Below are 14,476 nucleotides of genomic sequence, written 5' to 3'. Positions count from 1 at the left end.
CTGCAGGGATTAATCATTTTGAAGAAACTAATTATTACGAAGATGCTGAAGGGAACAGGAGAAAAAAGGTTTATCCACGTACCAGGCATATAGTAATTATGTACCTGGCACCGACATGGATGTAACCTTAATTACAAGCTGAACACCCGGCTTTAATCTCAATGCTATGAATACGATTGACCAATTCTCTGTTCAACATTAGGTGCTCATATTTAAATGTCATTTCTTCGCCTTTATGTAACCGTGTAGCTGATTGGTGTAAGAGCGTGTTGAAACCACCTATTAGTTTCCCTGAATCATCGTAATACAAACCGACCACACTTATTTTGTCGCCATCAACATTTTCATCTTCATTGTTCTTTAACACACCACTTATGTAGATGGAACCATTATTTCCTGATTCGTATAGATGTTTTCTAAACGTAATATCCTTTAATTCCAAGGTGACATAATCCATGTAATCCTTCTTTTCTGATAGACGGACATTTATGATGGATTCACCGAAGTCTTCGGCAAACTGCAGATCCCCAAATATCGGACTATTTACAGCGTATACCTTTTCACCAGGCTGAACGATTTTAGGAACGAACCTGAAAGAATCTGAATCAAATTGATGTCCATCTGTGTCGAAATAATCCGCAGCCATACCGTCTATGTAAACAGGGAAGTTATGATCGTTTCGGAATACTAATGCCGTATGACCATCAACCGTGCCTTCTCCCCACAAGTTATCGACCCTCTCCAGTAAATTTAATTCCAGTTTTACCTCTTCAGGCTCTTTTTCCTCTTCTACAGTTTCTTCCTCTGGTTCCTCATTGAAAATAAAAAAAGCCCCCAGAAAAATGAAAAATAAAATAGCCATACTTCCAAACATTTGCTTAATCATTGCTGTTTTTCCCCTTTTCCTATGTATTCTCTGGATGGTTTGGTGGTGTGGTTTGTATATTCGATTTAGCCGTTCGTGGCTCCGTATATGCTCCTTCCCTGCTTAAGACCTATGTACGCATAGATAGATTTTACCATAACCAGATGGAATAAGTACCCGGTATTTCAGATGGATGATTGCCTTTTTGGTATATCGAAAAGAGAAAGGCAGGTTGTTCTGTGTTAAGATAAGTGTCAAAGAGGGATAGTGAAAAGATGATTTGTATTGGGGATAAGGTATTTCTTAAGGCGAAAAGGGGTGAGGCAGATTGTCTCGAACTAATGAGGGGTATGTGAAAAAATGGGAAGTTGTAAAATATATTAGTATTTGTCTGAATGTTATTGGCTTGTCCCTTTTAGTGTTCGATGTATTCATAAATAATGAACCGGAGTTTTTGGAAATAACGTACTTGGTTCTATTAGGTGTTGGGGTAACGTTATCATTTTTATCAGATTTTAATATAAAAAGAAGTAAGTAAAATGCCCCAGACGATCCTCTGATTCTCTTCATCCATAAAAAGAACCGGGATAGCCCCGGTTCCTTTTGATTAGTGTATTTGCTATTTTATTTCGTATTCGTAAACCCGCCATCAATCCGAATCACTTCACCGTTCACGTACTGTGCTTTGGATGTTAACAGGAAGGTCACGAGCTCGGCCACTTCCTCTGGTGTACCCAGACGTTTCTGCGGGATGCCGCCGGTTGCGTTTTCCTTCATTTCAGGGTTGGCTTCATAGAACTCTTTGACCATTGGGGTTTCGGTTGGGCCTGGTGCGATGGCATTTACGCGAAGGCCATCCTTAGCATATTCAGCCACCATACTCTTGGTTAAACCGACAATGCCATGCTTGGTAGCGGAATAGGTCACTACGGAATCCTGTCCGGTTACCCCAGCACTTGAAGATGTATTGACGATTGCACCACCGCCGTTTTTCACCATCACCTCAGCAACGTAGCGAACGCCGTAAAGCGCGCCTAATAAGTTAATGCCCACAATTTTTTCGATTTCACTGATGTCTGTGTCCAGATAGAACTGGCCGCTTCCGGAAATTCCTGCATTGTTGAAGAAATAATCGATTGTACCAAACTTCTCAACGGTCTGATCTACATAATTTTTTACTTCTTCAGGCTTGGAAACGTCAGCTTTTACAAACAGCGCATCTGCTCCGGCTTTTTTCACCATCTCGACGGTTTCATTTCCACCTTCTTCATTCACATCAACGACTGCGATGTTTACTCCTTCTTCTGCTAATCGAAGTGCGGTAGCCTGTCCTAAGCCACTGCCTGCGCCTGTAATGATTGCTACTTTGCTCATGAATAGGACCTCCTGGATGTTTTTATAAAGATTTCCTTCATTTTCATTATAGTAGTTTTATGTTTCGTAAGGGAAATCATTCACTTTTGTCATTCAAATCATAAAATCGAAATAAATCTCCATAAACAATATCATCCGAGTAATCGAGCTCTTTTTGAACTTGATCTTTTACAGGTTCGCATACAGAAGGGTTGCTGCTATTTGTATCTTCTGCCAGGATGCGGCCGGTGCCTCGTTCATAGCAGGTTTCTTCAGTATAAACGTATTTATCACTGACAAAGCTTCCATCTCTGAAGGCGATAAAGTCTTTTCTTTGCTTTGTGAATAGATCGGTTCCAAAGCCGATGTCATGGGTTGTGTCGACGCCAAGTAAATGTAAAAGGGTAGGTTTGACATCGATTTGCCCAGAAATTTTAGACATCACCTTTCCTTCTTGGCCCGGGATGTGAATAAAGAAGGGAACGCGCTGTAATTGTATATCGTCATAGGCATCAATTTCTTCTCCAAAATATTGGCCAAGTGCATCATACTCATATTCACTGATTCCATAGTGATCGCCCATTAAGACAATAACTGAGTTTTCGTAGAGCCCGGCTTGTTTTAACTGTTTAAAGAATTGCTGTATGGCTTCGTCCGTATAGCGTACAGTCTGGAAATATTGGTTGACCGTTTCTGATTCAGAATCAAAAGCTTCAATGGATGTATCCTCTTCCCCTAATCCATAAGGATGATGGTTGGTTAGTGTAATAAACTTCGAATAAAACGGCTGAGGCAGGTCCTCTAAGTATTTCATGGATTGTGTAAAGAATGATTGATCTTTTAATCCCCAGCCAACTGAATTTTCCTTGGTGATTTCATAAGCGGTCTCATCAAAAAACTTCTGATATCCCATTGAGTCATACATGATGTTCCGGTTCCAGAAGCTTTTATCATTGGCATGAAACACAGCAGAAGAATAGCCTTGTTCAGCTAACCTCTCCGGCATAGCATGATATTCATTCTGTCCACGAACAAAGAATACAGCCCCGCCCGGTAAAGGATATAACGAGTTTCCCACCAGGAATTCCGAATCTGACGTTTTGCCCTGGGCTACCTGATGATAAAAATTCTCAAAGTAATAGCTGTTTTCCGTTAAATCATTCAAAAAGGGTGTGATCTCTTCGCCATTAACCTTGTTGCCAATTACAAAGCTTTGCACCGATTCCAATGAAACAAAAATAAGGTTTTTATCTTCTGCAATCCCGAATAAATCGGACTTTTCTTTGCTTTTCACGTGTTCATTCACATAATCCTTGATTTCATTCAGTTTCGATCCATCGGCAAAAACCTTTTGGGAGGTTGTCATGGATTGTAAACCGATATCATACAGGTGATAGTTAAAGAGACCAATGTTCTTCACAATATCCTCCCGATCATAAACATTGGTATATAAGTGCGGGCGGGCCACTTCCGCAAGCAGCAAATTGGCAAGGACCATGACGGCTGATAAGCTTAAAATGGATAGCTTTTTCCTGCGAATATAGCTGGTTGTCGCCTGTTTAAAGCTGAGGAAGACGAGCGTAATCACATCGATAAATAATAAAGGATCTGTCCAGTGGAAAAGCGTGGAAATGCTATTCGTGACATCCCCTGCATTATTGGCCTGAAACATCACGGGAATGGTAATAAAATCCGTAAAGTCCCGGTAGAACATTGTATTTGCCCAAACAATAATGGTTCCTATAAACGCTCCGATACAAATAAAAAGCTTCTGATATTTGCCTTTAAACCAGATGCTTAATCCGAAAAATGCAAACGCAGAAATGAATGGATTAAGGAAAAACAGGATGGCCTGCATCAGATTATCAATCGACATATCAAAAATGAACATATATACAAGGAGTGTTTTTAACCCGAAAAGAATACTGGCTATCATATATAATGGTAAGTGGAATTGTTTTGTCTTCATGCAATGTTCCCCCGCAGTCTATTTATCTTATAATCCCGAAAAAGTGTCACGAATAAATGACGATTTTCATAGACATTTAGTTTCAAATTTTTCTATCTTAAGGTGTATCCTTTTTCCCGCGTGAAGTTAACGTACTTTTCACATGCCTGATATCCGTAACGTTATTCTTCGCCATTTTCCAATAACAAATGGCGGACGGAATGAGAAACAGCTGCAGGATCGATAGAGTCATAATGTAGTTATAGGGCTGGTCAAAATGGGTGCCAACCATGCCAAGAATAATCCCTACCCCTACATTCCCAAGGGTTCGTCCAATACTGTTAAAAAGGTTCGCCACACTAAAGGCGGTTCCTCTGTGTTCCGGCAGATTCACATCCGTAATAAGCGCCAGCCAATTCGGTGTGTTTGCCGACTGAAAAGCAGAGGCGATAAAGGATAATACAAACAGTAAGGCCACCCATGGATTGAAAAAGATCTGCTGAATAAGACTGAACAAAATAGCGATGGAGCTGCCCCCATCAGGCAGGGACAGTCCATTCATAGGGATGGCGAAAAAGCATACATAGAGCGGGAGCGTAAAGATGACAAATAATGCAGTTAAATGAGCCCTACCCTTAAAGCTTTTTCGCTGGACCCGATCGCCAAGATGACCAAGGTATACGGATGCCATGCCACCCACCTGAAAAATCGCATATAAAAACCCGGAAGCGATGACGGCTGTATCCATCGCATAGCCCTGCTGAATCATTTTATACGTATACAAAGTAGGAATCCAAATCAGACTTCCTGTTGCTATGTTCATAAACAGCGCCTGGATGTACAGATAAACATTACTGCCTTTTAGCAGAATCGCTTTTAAATGCTTAAGTTCAATGACGTAATCATAGGTCTGATTGCTGGGTTCCATATTTTTCAATTCCGGATCGGCGGCCCCGCGGTTTGGCTCCGTAATGAAAACATATAAAAAGATAAGAACCAGGCCAATCAGCCCAATGATTTCAAAGGGCCACCGCCAGCTTGTACTGGTAGCTGTTAAAGACGCCATCATGGAACCTGCAATTCCTCCAAGTCCCTGAGCCATTCCCCATAAACTTAACAGCAGCCCCCGCTTACGATAAGGAATGTAATCGGTAAGCACACTGAACCCGATAGACGCCATACAACCCAGGCCAATCCCGGTTAAAATCTGATAGAATAGTAATTCTACAAAACTATGGCTGGTCGCGGTTAAAAAAATCGACCCTACCCAGAGGAGCGTCCCGATCATAATCAGTCGTTTCCGATTATATTTTCCGGATAAATAGCCCCAATAGATGGAAGAAATTGCGGTGACCAGGATATTCATCCCGGATATGAAGCCCAGACTGCCTTCTCCCAGCGATAAATCCTCTGAAATATAAGGGAACAGCGGCGGAAACAGCCCAATAATAATATGTTCAAATGCAGCAAGTGCAATAAATACAAATATGGTATAGTACATATGGAAGTTCGAACGTTTCACGTGGAAGCTCCTTTGTTTATCATGCATGAACTGGCTGTAAAACCCCATACTGATGGAAGTTTCACTTTATCAAGTAACCAACTCTATTATTTTAGCACAGGATGGCTTTGATCTTATATTCATTTAAACAATGAATAAAGACGTTTGTCACATCCATTATTTTACTAATAGTGTTAAAATAGTGTAAAACCCAGGAAACTTATGGATAGAGAAAAGGGGCAGAAAACGTATGAGGCTCATGGCTTTGAGGGCCTTGGAAGCAGGAGTATGGATAAACAGAGAATCTATTAAGCCTTGTAACGAGGTGTGTATCGTACTACAATAACGTTAGCTTATAAGAAAGACAGGAATATTTTTTAACCTTTTTAACGGATTATGAGGATTTTTAAGACCGATATATTTTTTCAAGTTTAAGTTTTATAATAGAGTGATTGATTTGAGCTTATTTGCTCAAGAAAGGCTGGATCGTATGCAGAAAAAAATGCTTATTATCTCTTCTGACCATACTGGACATGGACATAAGAGTATTACAGAAGCAATCTGCGAAAAAATTGATAGACATGATGAGGTAGCGGTTGAAGTCGTTGATGGCTTCTCGCTGGGAGGAAAGCTGCTGACAGGTGTAGGTAAATCCTATGGGCCTATCACAAGAACGTCAGAGGATTTGTGGAAGCTCATTTGGAATGTATCTGCAGTGAAGGCATCCTTCGTTAATACACTAATAGAGCGCCTGGTTGAAAAAAACTTTTTAGCATTAATAGAGAAGGTCAAGCCAGATATCATCTTATCTGTTCATCCGAATTTTAACGGGTCGATTATAAATATCCTGGAAAAACACAACATTCACATCCCTTTCTATACATTGATCGCGGACCTGGTGAATATTTATCCTTTATGGGCAGACCCAAGAGCGGAATTTATTCTAAGCCCTACGAATGAAGCAAAGGAAAAATGTATGGAGTTCGGGGTTGATGAAGAAAAAATTAAAGTACTTGGCTTCCCTGTGCGATCTAAGTTTTTCCCGGATTCAGAGCATTCGGATACCAATCATTCAGATCCGCAGTCTGCTGTAGAAAAAACCAATGCTAAATCTTCGCTGACCTGTTTGATTATGAGTGGAGGAGAAGGTGTCGGCAATATGGACACGATTGCCAGGAACCTGCTGGAAAACTTTGATTGTCAGGTAAAAATTGTAGCGGGTAGAAATGAAAAATTAAAAGCCAAGCTGGAACATTCACTGAAAGGCAGATATGGAGATAAAGTGCAAATCTACGGGTTCGTCCATGCCATCCACGAATTGATGCTGGATGCTGACATTGCCTTTACAAGAGGCAGCCCGAATGTGATGCACGAAGCCGTTGCGGCCAACACCCCCTTAGTGATTACAGGCGCTTTACCAGGACAGGAAGCAGACAACCCATCGTTTGCCGAGCGTGCCAACCTGGGCGTCATTTGTAAAGACACAGAGGATATCAAACCAGTGATTGGTGACCTATTAGCTAATGACCACGAAAAATTAAACAAAATCAAACAAGCGCAAAAAGCATTCATTAACGAACATGCTGCAGAGGATATTTTAACCTTTCTTATCAGTGATGATCGAAAAAGCCACCAGTTGGAGGAAGCGCTGGTGTAAGCTTAGTTATTGTGTACCCGATACTTCAAAAGGCCATTTGAGGTATCGGGTGCTTTCGTGGTGTTGGTGGGTGATGCAGGCCATAGATAGGAAAAACTCATATATTCACAATAATCCTATTTCATATTTAAAGTTTTCATTTTATGTAATTCATTTTTTACTTTCCCACGATGATATTTTTGTTCTCCATTCCTTTCTGCAATAAGAGAAAGCATTCCTAATAGTAGATAAAGGACATAGCCAATAGAACTATCGATACGATTTGTTACTAGCATCCAATCCAAGTTAAAAACACAATATAAGCTACTATTTCTTTTTTGATGTTTAAGTACATAATTTCACAATCCGCCATTTTATCCACCTTGCCTGTCTATTACATCTCCACTTTCTGATAATCCTCTGACAATACTTTCACTACCTATTTTGAAATAATAACGTTTACTTTTACCTTGATGTTTAATAATTTCAGCTTCTTCAAATGACTCTTCTTCCTTTGTTTTGGTCTCTACTTCTACAATTTCGGGATTATTTACTTTACCAAACACCACATAAAATTCATGCAGTTCATTCCCTTTATTATCATATTCACGCAGAGGTTCCATATACACCGTCATATTATCATTCTCGTAATGTGTCCATCCATGATGACCAATGTTTGACCAACCTTCTTCATCACTTCCTTTAAAGAAGGCTAATGCAAGTGCTTCGTAATTTGCAAAAGGAAAGTCTTCTTTGTTAGGGTCTGTCGTGTACATAACAATGGTTACATGATCATATTGTTCAGTGTGGATGATATCATTAACTTTATAAGGAATACCTTTTTCAATTGCTTCTTGAAAATTATCATATTTTCCAATTTCAAAATCTGAAAAAACAACCCAATAAATCAATACTACTGATAAGACAGCAATAAGAGATATACTTATTAGCCTTTTCATCAATAATCCCTCCTCACTTTTTATATTAATATTAAAAACTAAATTCTTGTTCCACTTTCCTGCCCTTTAGTTGAACAAGCTATCTAAAGGTATGTTGAATAAAAATACCGCATCATCCAATAACTACATATCTTAATTATACATAAAATCTAATATTCATACGGCCAAAACCTACATATATTAAATGCCAAATACACTTGCTTCATTAGCGAGTATTAGCGAGTAAGTAAATGATGTATAAAATAACATATCGTTTAGCACTCGTTTTAGGATTATTGTTTTCTCTCCCATAACTGAACCATTAAGATCAGGTAGCCTAATCTTTCTGAAAAGGAGCTGGATTCAGAATATACGAACAATTATTTTTATTGGAGTGTTACAATAATAGTAATTGATATAAAAACCAAGCCCATAGTTCTGAAGCGAAACTAGAAAAGACCTATATGAAAAAATTAAAATCTGCCATTAGGGCTTACAGAAATTCACGCTGATTCGCAGTTCCATTCATTCAGGAAAAGGAGAGGATAATCCGAGAGCGTATTCGAATTATAGGGTCATTTTTGTTTATTTTGTTTATTGTCGTCTTTGGACTTTCTGAGGAAACAACGGATGATAATGGAGTGAGGCATATCGATACAAAATCAGTAGCGGATTACTATGGCGTATCAACAGAAACCGTTCGTAATTGGATAAAGGAAGGAAAGATCTCAGGTAAACAATTATCTAATCGTGGAAAGTGGTTTATTCCGTCAGAGGGGTTTGAGTACCTTAAGAAACAAAGGGAACATGATGATACAGAAGATGAAATAGCTGAACTTCCTGGAGAAGATTTTGGTGACGACTGGGAAGTTGAATTAGACGAAGATTAAGGGGGAAAACGAGTGATTGTTATTGCATTAAATACAAACTTCGTAACCCCTAGAATTCTTCATGATGGAGAACGAAGATGTTAATCTCTTGCAGTCCCTTTATACTTTTAACGTTAGATTTATTTATCTGTAAAAGAGTAGCGCAAGCAATCAAAAAATGGAACCAGGATGTCTCCCGGCTCCACCACCATTTTTCACTATAACCTCAGATACATAACGAACCTCATAAAGCGCTCTTTAATAAGTTGATACAATAGTATGCTAGAAGTAGTTATTATATAAGTTTTTCTCGCTCTTCCATTGGAGGTTGTTCTTCCATCCAACCGTTCCTAATCATAATTTTCGCTCCCTCATGGGCATATTCAAAGATATCTTTAATGAAAGCAGCAGTTTTAGGCGCCAAATCATTTCGTAAGCTAAAGGCAGTTCCCAGAGAGTTTCCTCCAATTGCAAAGCTGCAGAAAAGGCTTGTACAATACATCATCATTTTATCAGAAAACGGAGCCACTGTTGAACGTGTTGGATTTCCACCCGATACAACAGGTGCTTGAACACCGTCTTCGAGAAAGACTTCGTTAAGTTCCTTAATGATGCTTTTGGCAATTTCCCCTCCTTTAGTGAAGTATTTTTTTACTTCGGGAGTATTTGCACATTGCGCAAAACCAGTAATAAATTTTAGCCCCATAATATTTGTTTCAATCGCATGGAACATATTAGCAACTTCTACTGTATTCATCGTTCGTTTTCTACTAAACGGATTAAGCCATCCTCTTAAATAAGAAGTATCTGTAATAAACTCAACCTTTTTGGGCATGGAAACATACGGCGGCCGGGCATGCATTCCTTTTTCAATCAAATACTGTGTACAAGCATTGTAATATTTTTGCGTAATAGCAGTGAGATCTTTAAAAATCATGACAATATCTTCCCTAGATGCCATGGTTATATTTAGTGTGTGCAGACCCATACTAATTTCCGTTATCAAGCGAACGAACATAATATCGAAACCATTGTCGTAAAGTTTTGGTACCCCTTTGTTGACATCCTCGGAAGTAAAACCGACTGGTATTGCAGCTCCTTCATTTTGGAAAATTACCGCTATTTTCTCTACATATGGGTCGATTTCATCGTATAAGTCAACCATTATGTTTTTTGCTTTTTCGTCATCGGCTTTCTCTATGAAATATTCCAACATCCTTAGAATCATTGTTTTTTGCTGGTAAGTAAGCCATAGCGTACCAAGTTCTGATGAAGTAAGTCCGGGTTTTTCAGGCATGTAGCATTCCTCCATAGTGTGTATTCAATGTTATGTAGTCTTTAGTATTCCTTAAACTTTGAGATTTATAAATTTGTAACTATGTAAAGAGAGAATAAATGTTTAGATTGTTTCCTTTGAATATTTTTTCAACATATCCATCATATAATTACCCGGGGAGTACGACTGCTATGGAACATTATATTCTGTGGATGGTAAGGTCTTATGTGGGGAATATCGCACCTCTTAAAGCAATAACCTGCACCAAGTTCTTCGTCATTATTCCATTCATCAACTTTCGTAAGACCTAAGTTTTCTTCGTACCACAGTTTTGACTTTTTTAAATCTGTGACAGGAATAATTACTCCACCTACATTAAACATTTAAATCACTTCCCTACTTTATTTCGCAGCCTACATACGTATATAATATAGATAAGATTACTTAATGTTTGGAATTTTTTGAAGGTATTTTATGATTTTTAAGACTTAAGTATTTAAATATATTTCACAAAAATCCCTTGTATTCTTAGCATAAGTCAACAATCAAAAATAGCTATTCATAGTGCCAGAAAGAACGATTTATTTCAATTAAATCGTCTGTCACCTGAAAGCACAGAATGACAGGACCAAAAAATGAAGACTTGTTACGATCTAAATAGGGAGTGAGCGATATGACGTGGATTGAGTCCATACAGACGGCGATTGACTTTATTGAAGAACATTTGCTGGATGATCTATCCATTGAAAGCATTGCTGGCCAGGCAAATTTTTCAGTATTTCACTTTCAGCGTACCTTTACAATATTGACTGATATATCTATAGGCGACTATATTCGGCGCCGCCGTCTAGCTTTAGCTGCCCATGAGTTAATGGAAACAAGTGCTAAAGTGATTGACATCGCATACAAATATGGCTACGACACTCCCGAAGCTTTCACGAAGGCCTTTCGCAGGCAGCATGGTGTGACACCCAGTGATGCCAGAAAAAATTCCGGAAAGCTAACATCCTATAACCGCCTGGTGATCCAGGTGAATTTGAAAGGAGCAGAACCTATGGAGTATAAGATTGTTGAGCGGGAAGGTTTCAAAGTCGCGGGAATGAAGAGGGAATTTTCATTGGTCAATGAGGAAAATAATAAAGGGATTCCAGAAATGTGGGAAAAGGTAAATTCAGATGGAACCGATGAGTTATTGTTCAGGTTGAATGATGGTGCCATTGAAGGAGTTTTAGGAGTGTGTGTTGATAAAAGCTCCCATTCCATTGACTATTGGATAGGTACCACCTATGATGGGTCCCCGCCTGATGGATTATCAATTTTGGATATACCCTCTTCCAAATGGGCAGTATTCGGAGTTCATGGTCCCATGCCAGATGCTATGCAGAACGCGTGGAAGAAAATTTTCTCAGAATGGTTTCCTTCAAGTGGTTACCAGCATGCGGGTACACCAGAATTGGAAGTGTATTCAGAAGAAGATCCCGCCGATCCGGATCTGTATTCTGAAATTTGGATTCCTGTAAAATAATAAGAGATAATCGTTTTGGAAGTAGTTCGTTTAGGAGTACAAAACATCAACATGTACTCCTGAATGAACTACCTTTTTTTATATTACATATGAAAAAACACAGAATTTGAGGACCAATTGTTACGAAAATGACAATTCAATGGATAGTGATGGGGACAAATCAAGAAATGAAGTAGTTGGTGGGGCGTTTTCAGGTATATCAAGATCTGGTGGAAAAAGGAGAGGAAAGTAGAAAAACTAATTTGAGACTGTAGTGATATTCCCCGGTAGTTCGGTACCAGGAATCTCAAATGGACAAACCTATGCATTCCAAAAGATGCCTTCATTACAACGGAGGAACAAGATAAAAAGGCAGATGAAATACTCCGGCAACTTGATGTGGTTAACGAGGAAGCGGGGCGGGGGATGTGGATGAATTTGATCTATGAGAGGGTGAACCGTATCACAAATAGTGGTAAAGCAGAGAGTAGAGGTTGTTATAGACAGAGAAATACTCTTAAAACTCTAATAGTAATCTCATTTTGACAATCCCTGTTTTCTATAATTTATTGGAAAAGGGATTGTCAAACAAAATGAAATTAAATTATGAATCGGTAATGATTTAATTATTATTAATCCAAACTAAATCCCCTATGTTATTAGTTTTATTACCAGTTTCTTTTAAAACTACTTCAAATCCATGTTTTTTATAAAAGTATAAAAGGCGTTCAATATGATCTTCATCTACACTAGATATCCACCCAGATATCATTGAAACATTTCTTTTTATCGCAATTTTAATTAAATTATTAAGGAGTATTGAACCATAACCTTCATTTGACATGTGTTCTTTGATATCGATATCTGCTAAATTAATTTCCGAAAAAATATCATTAAAAAATGCTTTAATAGTTGGGTCAGGATGTTTTACTCCGCTTTTAGTAATTACTCTTAGGGAGAGAATTATATTCGTTTCTTCTTCTTTAGGTGTATCCTCGTAGAAGTGTCTGTATAAAACTATTATACTTTGGTTATCTTCAAAGACATTTACAACTTCAAACCCATTATCAATTATTAATTGTTTTTGATATTGGGCTTCATATTTTAAATTTCCACTCTTTTTTAAAGGAGTTATTTTACTTGTTTTGAATAGTTCTTCTAAGAATTCTAACATGCAATTCTCCTATTATAAGAAAATACGTTCGCTTTTTTAAGTTGTTTCCTTCTTTTTATGATACTATAAAAATACATAATATTACAAAAATACATTGGAGAAGATTTTTATGAAGGAAAATTTCAAAAAATTATTTTTAGAATCAATAAAAGTAATAAATTGGTTAGAGAGTCCGGGTTTTTTAGGTATGCAAAAGGCCGGTAATATACTTTTTGGATTAATTATTTTAGTAGGAGCCTTATTGTATTACTTAAAAGAAGTCAGTGAAATACTAAATAATATACTTTTGGGATTGTTAATGATAACAATGTTTTCAATACTTTTTATCTTAAGTCTAAGATTTTATTGGTTAAAGCCACCAAGATTTATACGTCAAGAGACAGAAACTCCAGCACAACTGTTTGATAGATTTAATCATTGGTCTTTTTTATATGGAATAATAATTTATTCATTTTTTGCATCTTTTTTTATCGTAGGCATTTGTATTGCATTTGTAAATGCAATGCTTAATTTTAATTTTGATTCTAGTAAGTTATTTTATAACATATTTTTCTTAACGTCCGCTGTATTTTTAGTGTTTTATTTTATGTATCATATTTCTGTAAAGAATATCCCTCCAAAAGTAATCAAAGCAAGAATCAATTTATATTTAGCCATTATAGCCACCATAACAGCAGGCTTAGTTGGATTATCATTAAAGGAATTATTATTACCATTAGTTACCTATCTTGGAATTGGATTAGCATGGTTATCTTTTTTTGTCGAAAAGATTGATAGTGAAGTCTAATATTTATATTGTTTTAGTAATTAAAGATTCAAAGGAGGGCTCAGAATGTCAATTTACCAAAATATATTTCATTACTATAGGGGGCAGACTAAAAACAGTTCTAAAAAGACACAAATTCTTCAAATCGAAAATAATGTAACAAAGGCATTTTTAAATGTATTACAGCACTCCTCTAATGAGTTAACGACTTCCTTTATTAATATGTTAGATATAGATACAAACTCAATAAATAATTATGAATATCGCTACCAAGTAAGTTCGCCACTTTCAAAAATTACAACAATCGGAGTAGTAGTTGGAATTGCGGAAAATAAAGAAATAAGAAAAGGGGTACCTAAGGAATATGGAATACCGGATGGTGCAATAATTTCAAATAATGTTTCTATATTGATTGAAAATAAAATTGGTTATAACTCATTTCTAGATCAAAAGCAATTAGAAAGACACAAAGGGACTTTTGCTAAAGGACAAAAAATAATGGAGGAACCATTAATATTATCATGGCAAGAAGTTAGATGCTTTTTTAGATGTTTATGGCAAACTAAAAATGTAGTCTTTGGCAGTTAATTTATGTAGTTCCCAAAAGGGAGTTATATAAATAAAAAACCACTTGCCAACCTCTCAA

At 37.4% G+C, this 14,476-nt stretch carries 14 protein-coding genes; 6 read left to right on the top strand and 8 right to left on the bottom strand.

Annotation, left to right across the window (positions count from 1 at the left end; all coding sequences use genetic code 11):
- Positions 1-127: 127 nt before the first annotated feature.
- Positions 128-886 (bottom strand): hypothetical protein, encoded by a 759-nt coding sequence (locus ABD006_RS15985; RefSeq protein WP_343843206.1) that lies wholly within the window; start codon positions 884-886, stop codon positions 128-130.
- Positions 887-1,193: 307 nt separating this feature from the next.
- On the opposite strand from ABD006_RS15985, the gene ABD006_RS15980 reads away from it, so the two are divergent.
- A complete protein-coding gene (locus ABD006_RS15980; protein WP_343843203.1) occupies positions 1,194-1,403 on the top strand; it encodes a hypothetical protein in 210 nt (69 codons plus the stop codon).
- A gap of 86 nt (positions 1,404-1,489) precedes the next feature.
- Here the strand turns inward: ABD006_RS15980 and ABD006_RS15975 are convergent, their stop codons facing one another.
- The 3 genes from ABD006_RS15975 to ABD006_RS15965 form a co-directional block, all read right to left on the bottom strand.
- Complete coding sequence (locus tag ABD006_RS15975) at positions 1,490-2,239, bottom strand: SDR family NAD(P)-dependent oxidoreductase (protein ID WP_343843200.1); 750 nt, start codon at positions 2,237-2,239, stop codon at positions 1,490-1,492.
- Between the two features lie 76 nt (positions 2,240-2,315).
- Positions 2,316-4,187, bottom strand: a complete 1,872-nt coding sequence (locus ABD006_RS15970; RefSeq protein WP_343843198.1) for an LTA synthase family protein — start codon at positions 4,185-4,187, stop codon at positions 2,316-2,318.
- Positions 4,188-4,284: 97 nt separating this feature from the next.
- Positions 4,285-5,688, bottom strand: a complete 1,404-nt coding sequence (locus ABD006_RS15965; protein WP_343843196.1) for an MFS transporter — start codon at positions 5,686-5,688, stop codon at positions 4,285-4,287.
- Positions 5,689-6,157: 469 nt separating this feature from the next.
- On the opposite strand from ABD006_RS15965, the gene ABD006_RS15960 reads away from it, so the two are divergent.
- A complete protein-coding gene (locus ABD006_RS15960; RefSeq protein WP_343843193.1) occupies positions 6,158-7,324 on the top strand; it encodes an MGDG synthase family glycosyltransferase in 1,167 nt (388 codons plus the stop codon).
- A gap of 353 nt (positions 7,325-7,677) precedes the next feature.
- On the opposite strand, the gene ABD006_RS15955 is transcribed toward ABD006_RS15960, so the two are convergent.
- Entirely contained in the window at positions 7,678-8,262 is a 585-nt protein-coding gene (locus ABD006_RS15955; RefSeq protein WP_343843191.1) for a hypothetical protein, read from the bottom strand.
- Positions 8,263-8,822: 560 nt separating this feature from the next.
- On the opposite strand from ABD006_RS15955, the gene ABD006_RS15950 reads away from it, so the two are divergent.
- Positions 8,823-9,131: a helix-turn-helix domain-containing protein gene (locus ABD006_RS15950; RefSeq protein WP_343843188.1), complete on the top strand. Its 309-nt coding sequence runs from the start codon at positions 8,823-8,825 to the stop codon at positions 9,129-9,131.
- A gap of 274 nt (positions 9,132-9,405) precedes the next feature.
- Here ABD006_RS15950 and ABD006_RS15945 read toward each other — a convergent pair whose 3' ends face one another.
- Positions 9,406-10,407, bottom strand: coding sequence for a DUF3231 family protein (locus tag ABD006_RS15945; RefSeq protein ID WP_343843185.1), 1,002 nt, complete (start codon positions 10,405-10,407; stop codon positions 9,406-9,408).
- Between the two features lie 140 nt (positions 10,408-10,547).
- Positions 10,548-10,769 (bottom strand): VOC family protein, encoded by a 222-nt coding sequence (locus ABD006_RS15940; RefSeq protein ID WP_343843183.1) that lies wholly within the window; start codon positions 10,767-10,769, stop codon positions 10,548-10,550.
- A 290-nt stretch (positions 10,770-11,059) separates the two neighbouring features.
- On the opposite strand from ABD006_RS15940, the gene ABD006_RS15935 reads away from it, so the two are divergent.
- The gene (locus ABD006_RS15935; RefSeq protein ID WP_343843180.1) at positions 11,060-11,911 is read left to right on the top strand and encodes an effector binding domain-containing protein; all 852 of its coding nucleotides are present in this window, start codon (positions 11,060-11,062) and stop codon (positions 11,909-11,911) included.
- Between the two features lie 601 nt (positions 11,912-12,512).
- On the opposite strand, the gene ABD006_RS15930 is transcribed toward ABD006_RS15935, so the two are convergent.
- Positions 12,513-13,064 carry a GNAT family N-acetyltransferase gene (locus ABD006_RS15930; RefSeq protein WP_343843177.1) on the bottom strand — a complete coding sequence of 184 codons (552 nt, stop codon included), beginning with the start codon at positions 13,062-13,064 and terminating at the stop codon, positions 12,513-12,515.
- A gap of 109 nt (positions 13,065-13,173) precedes the next feature.
- Here ABD006_RS15930 and ABD006_RS15925 point away from each other — a divergent pair, with 109 nt between their 5' ends.
- A complete protein-coding gene (locus ABD006_RS15925) occupies positions 13,174-13,851 on the top strand; it encodes a hypothetical protein (RefSeq protein ID WP_343843176.1) in 678 nt (225 codons plus the stop codon).
- Positions 13,852-13,896: 45 nt separating this feature from the next.
- Positions 13,897-14,418, top strand: a complete 522-nt coding sequence (locus tag ABD006_RS15920; protein WP_343843174.1) for a hypothetical protein — start codon at positions 13,897-13,899, stop codon at positions 14,416-14,418.
- The last annotated feature ends 58 nt before the right edge of the window (positions 14,419-14,476 follow it).

The sequence above is a fragment of the Salinibacillus aidingensis genome, assembly GCF_039522525.1.
Lineage (GTDB): Bacteria > Bacillota > Bacilli > Bacillales > Alkalibacillaceae > Salinibacillus > Salinibacillus aidingensis.
This window is presented reverse-complemented; position numbering and strand designations above follow the sequence as displayed.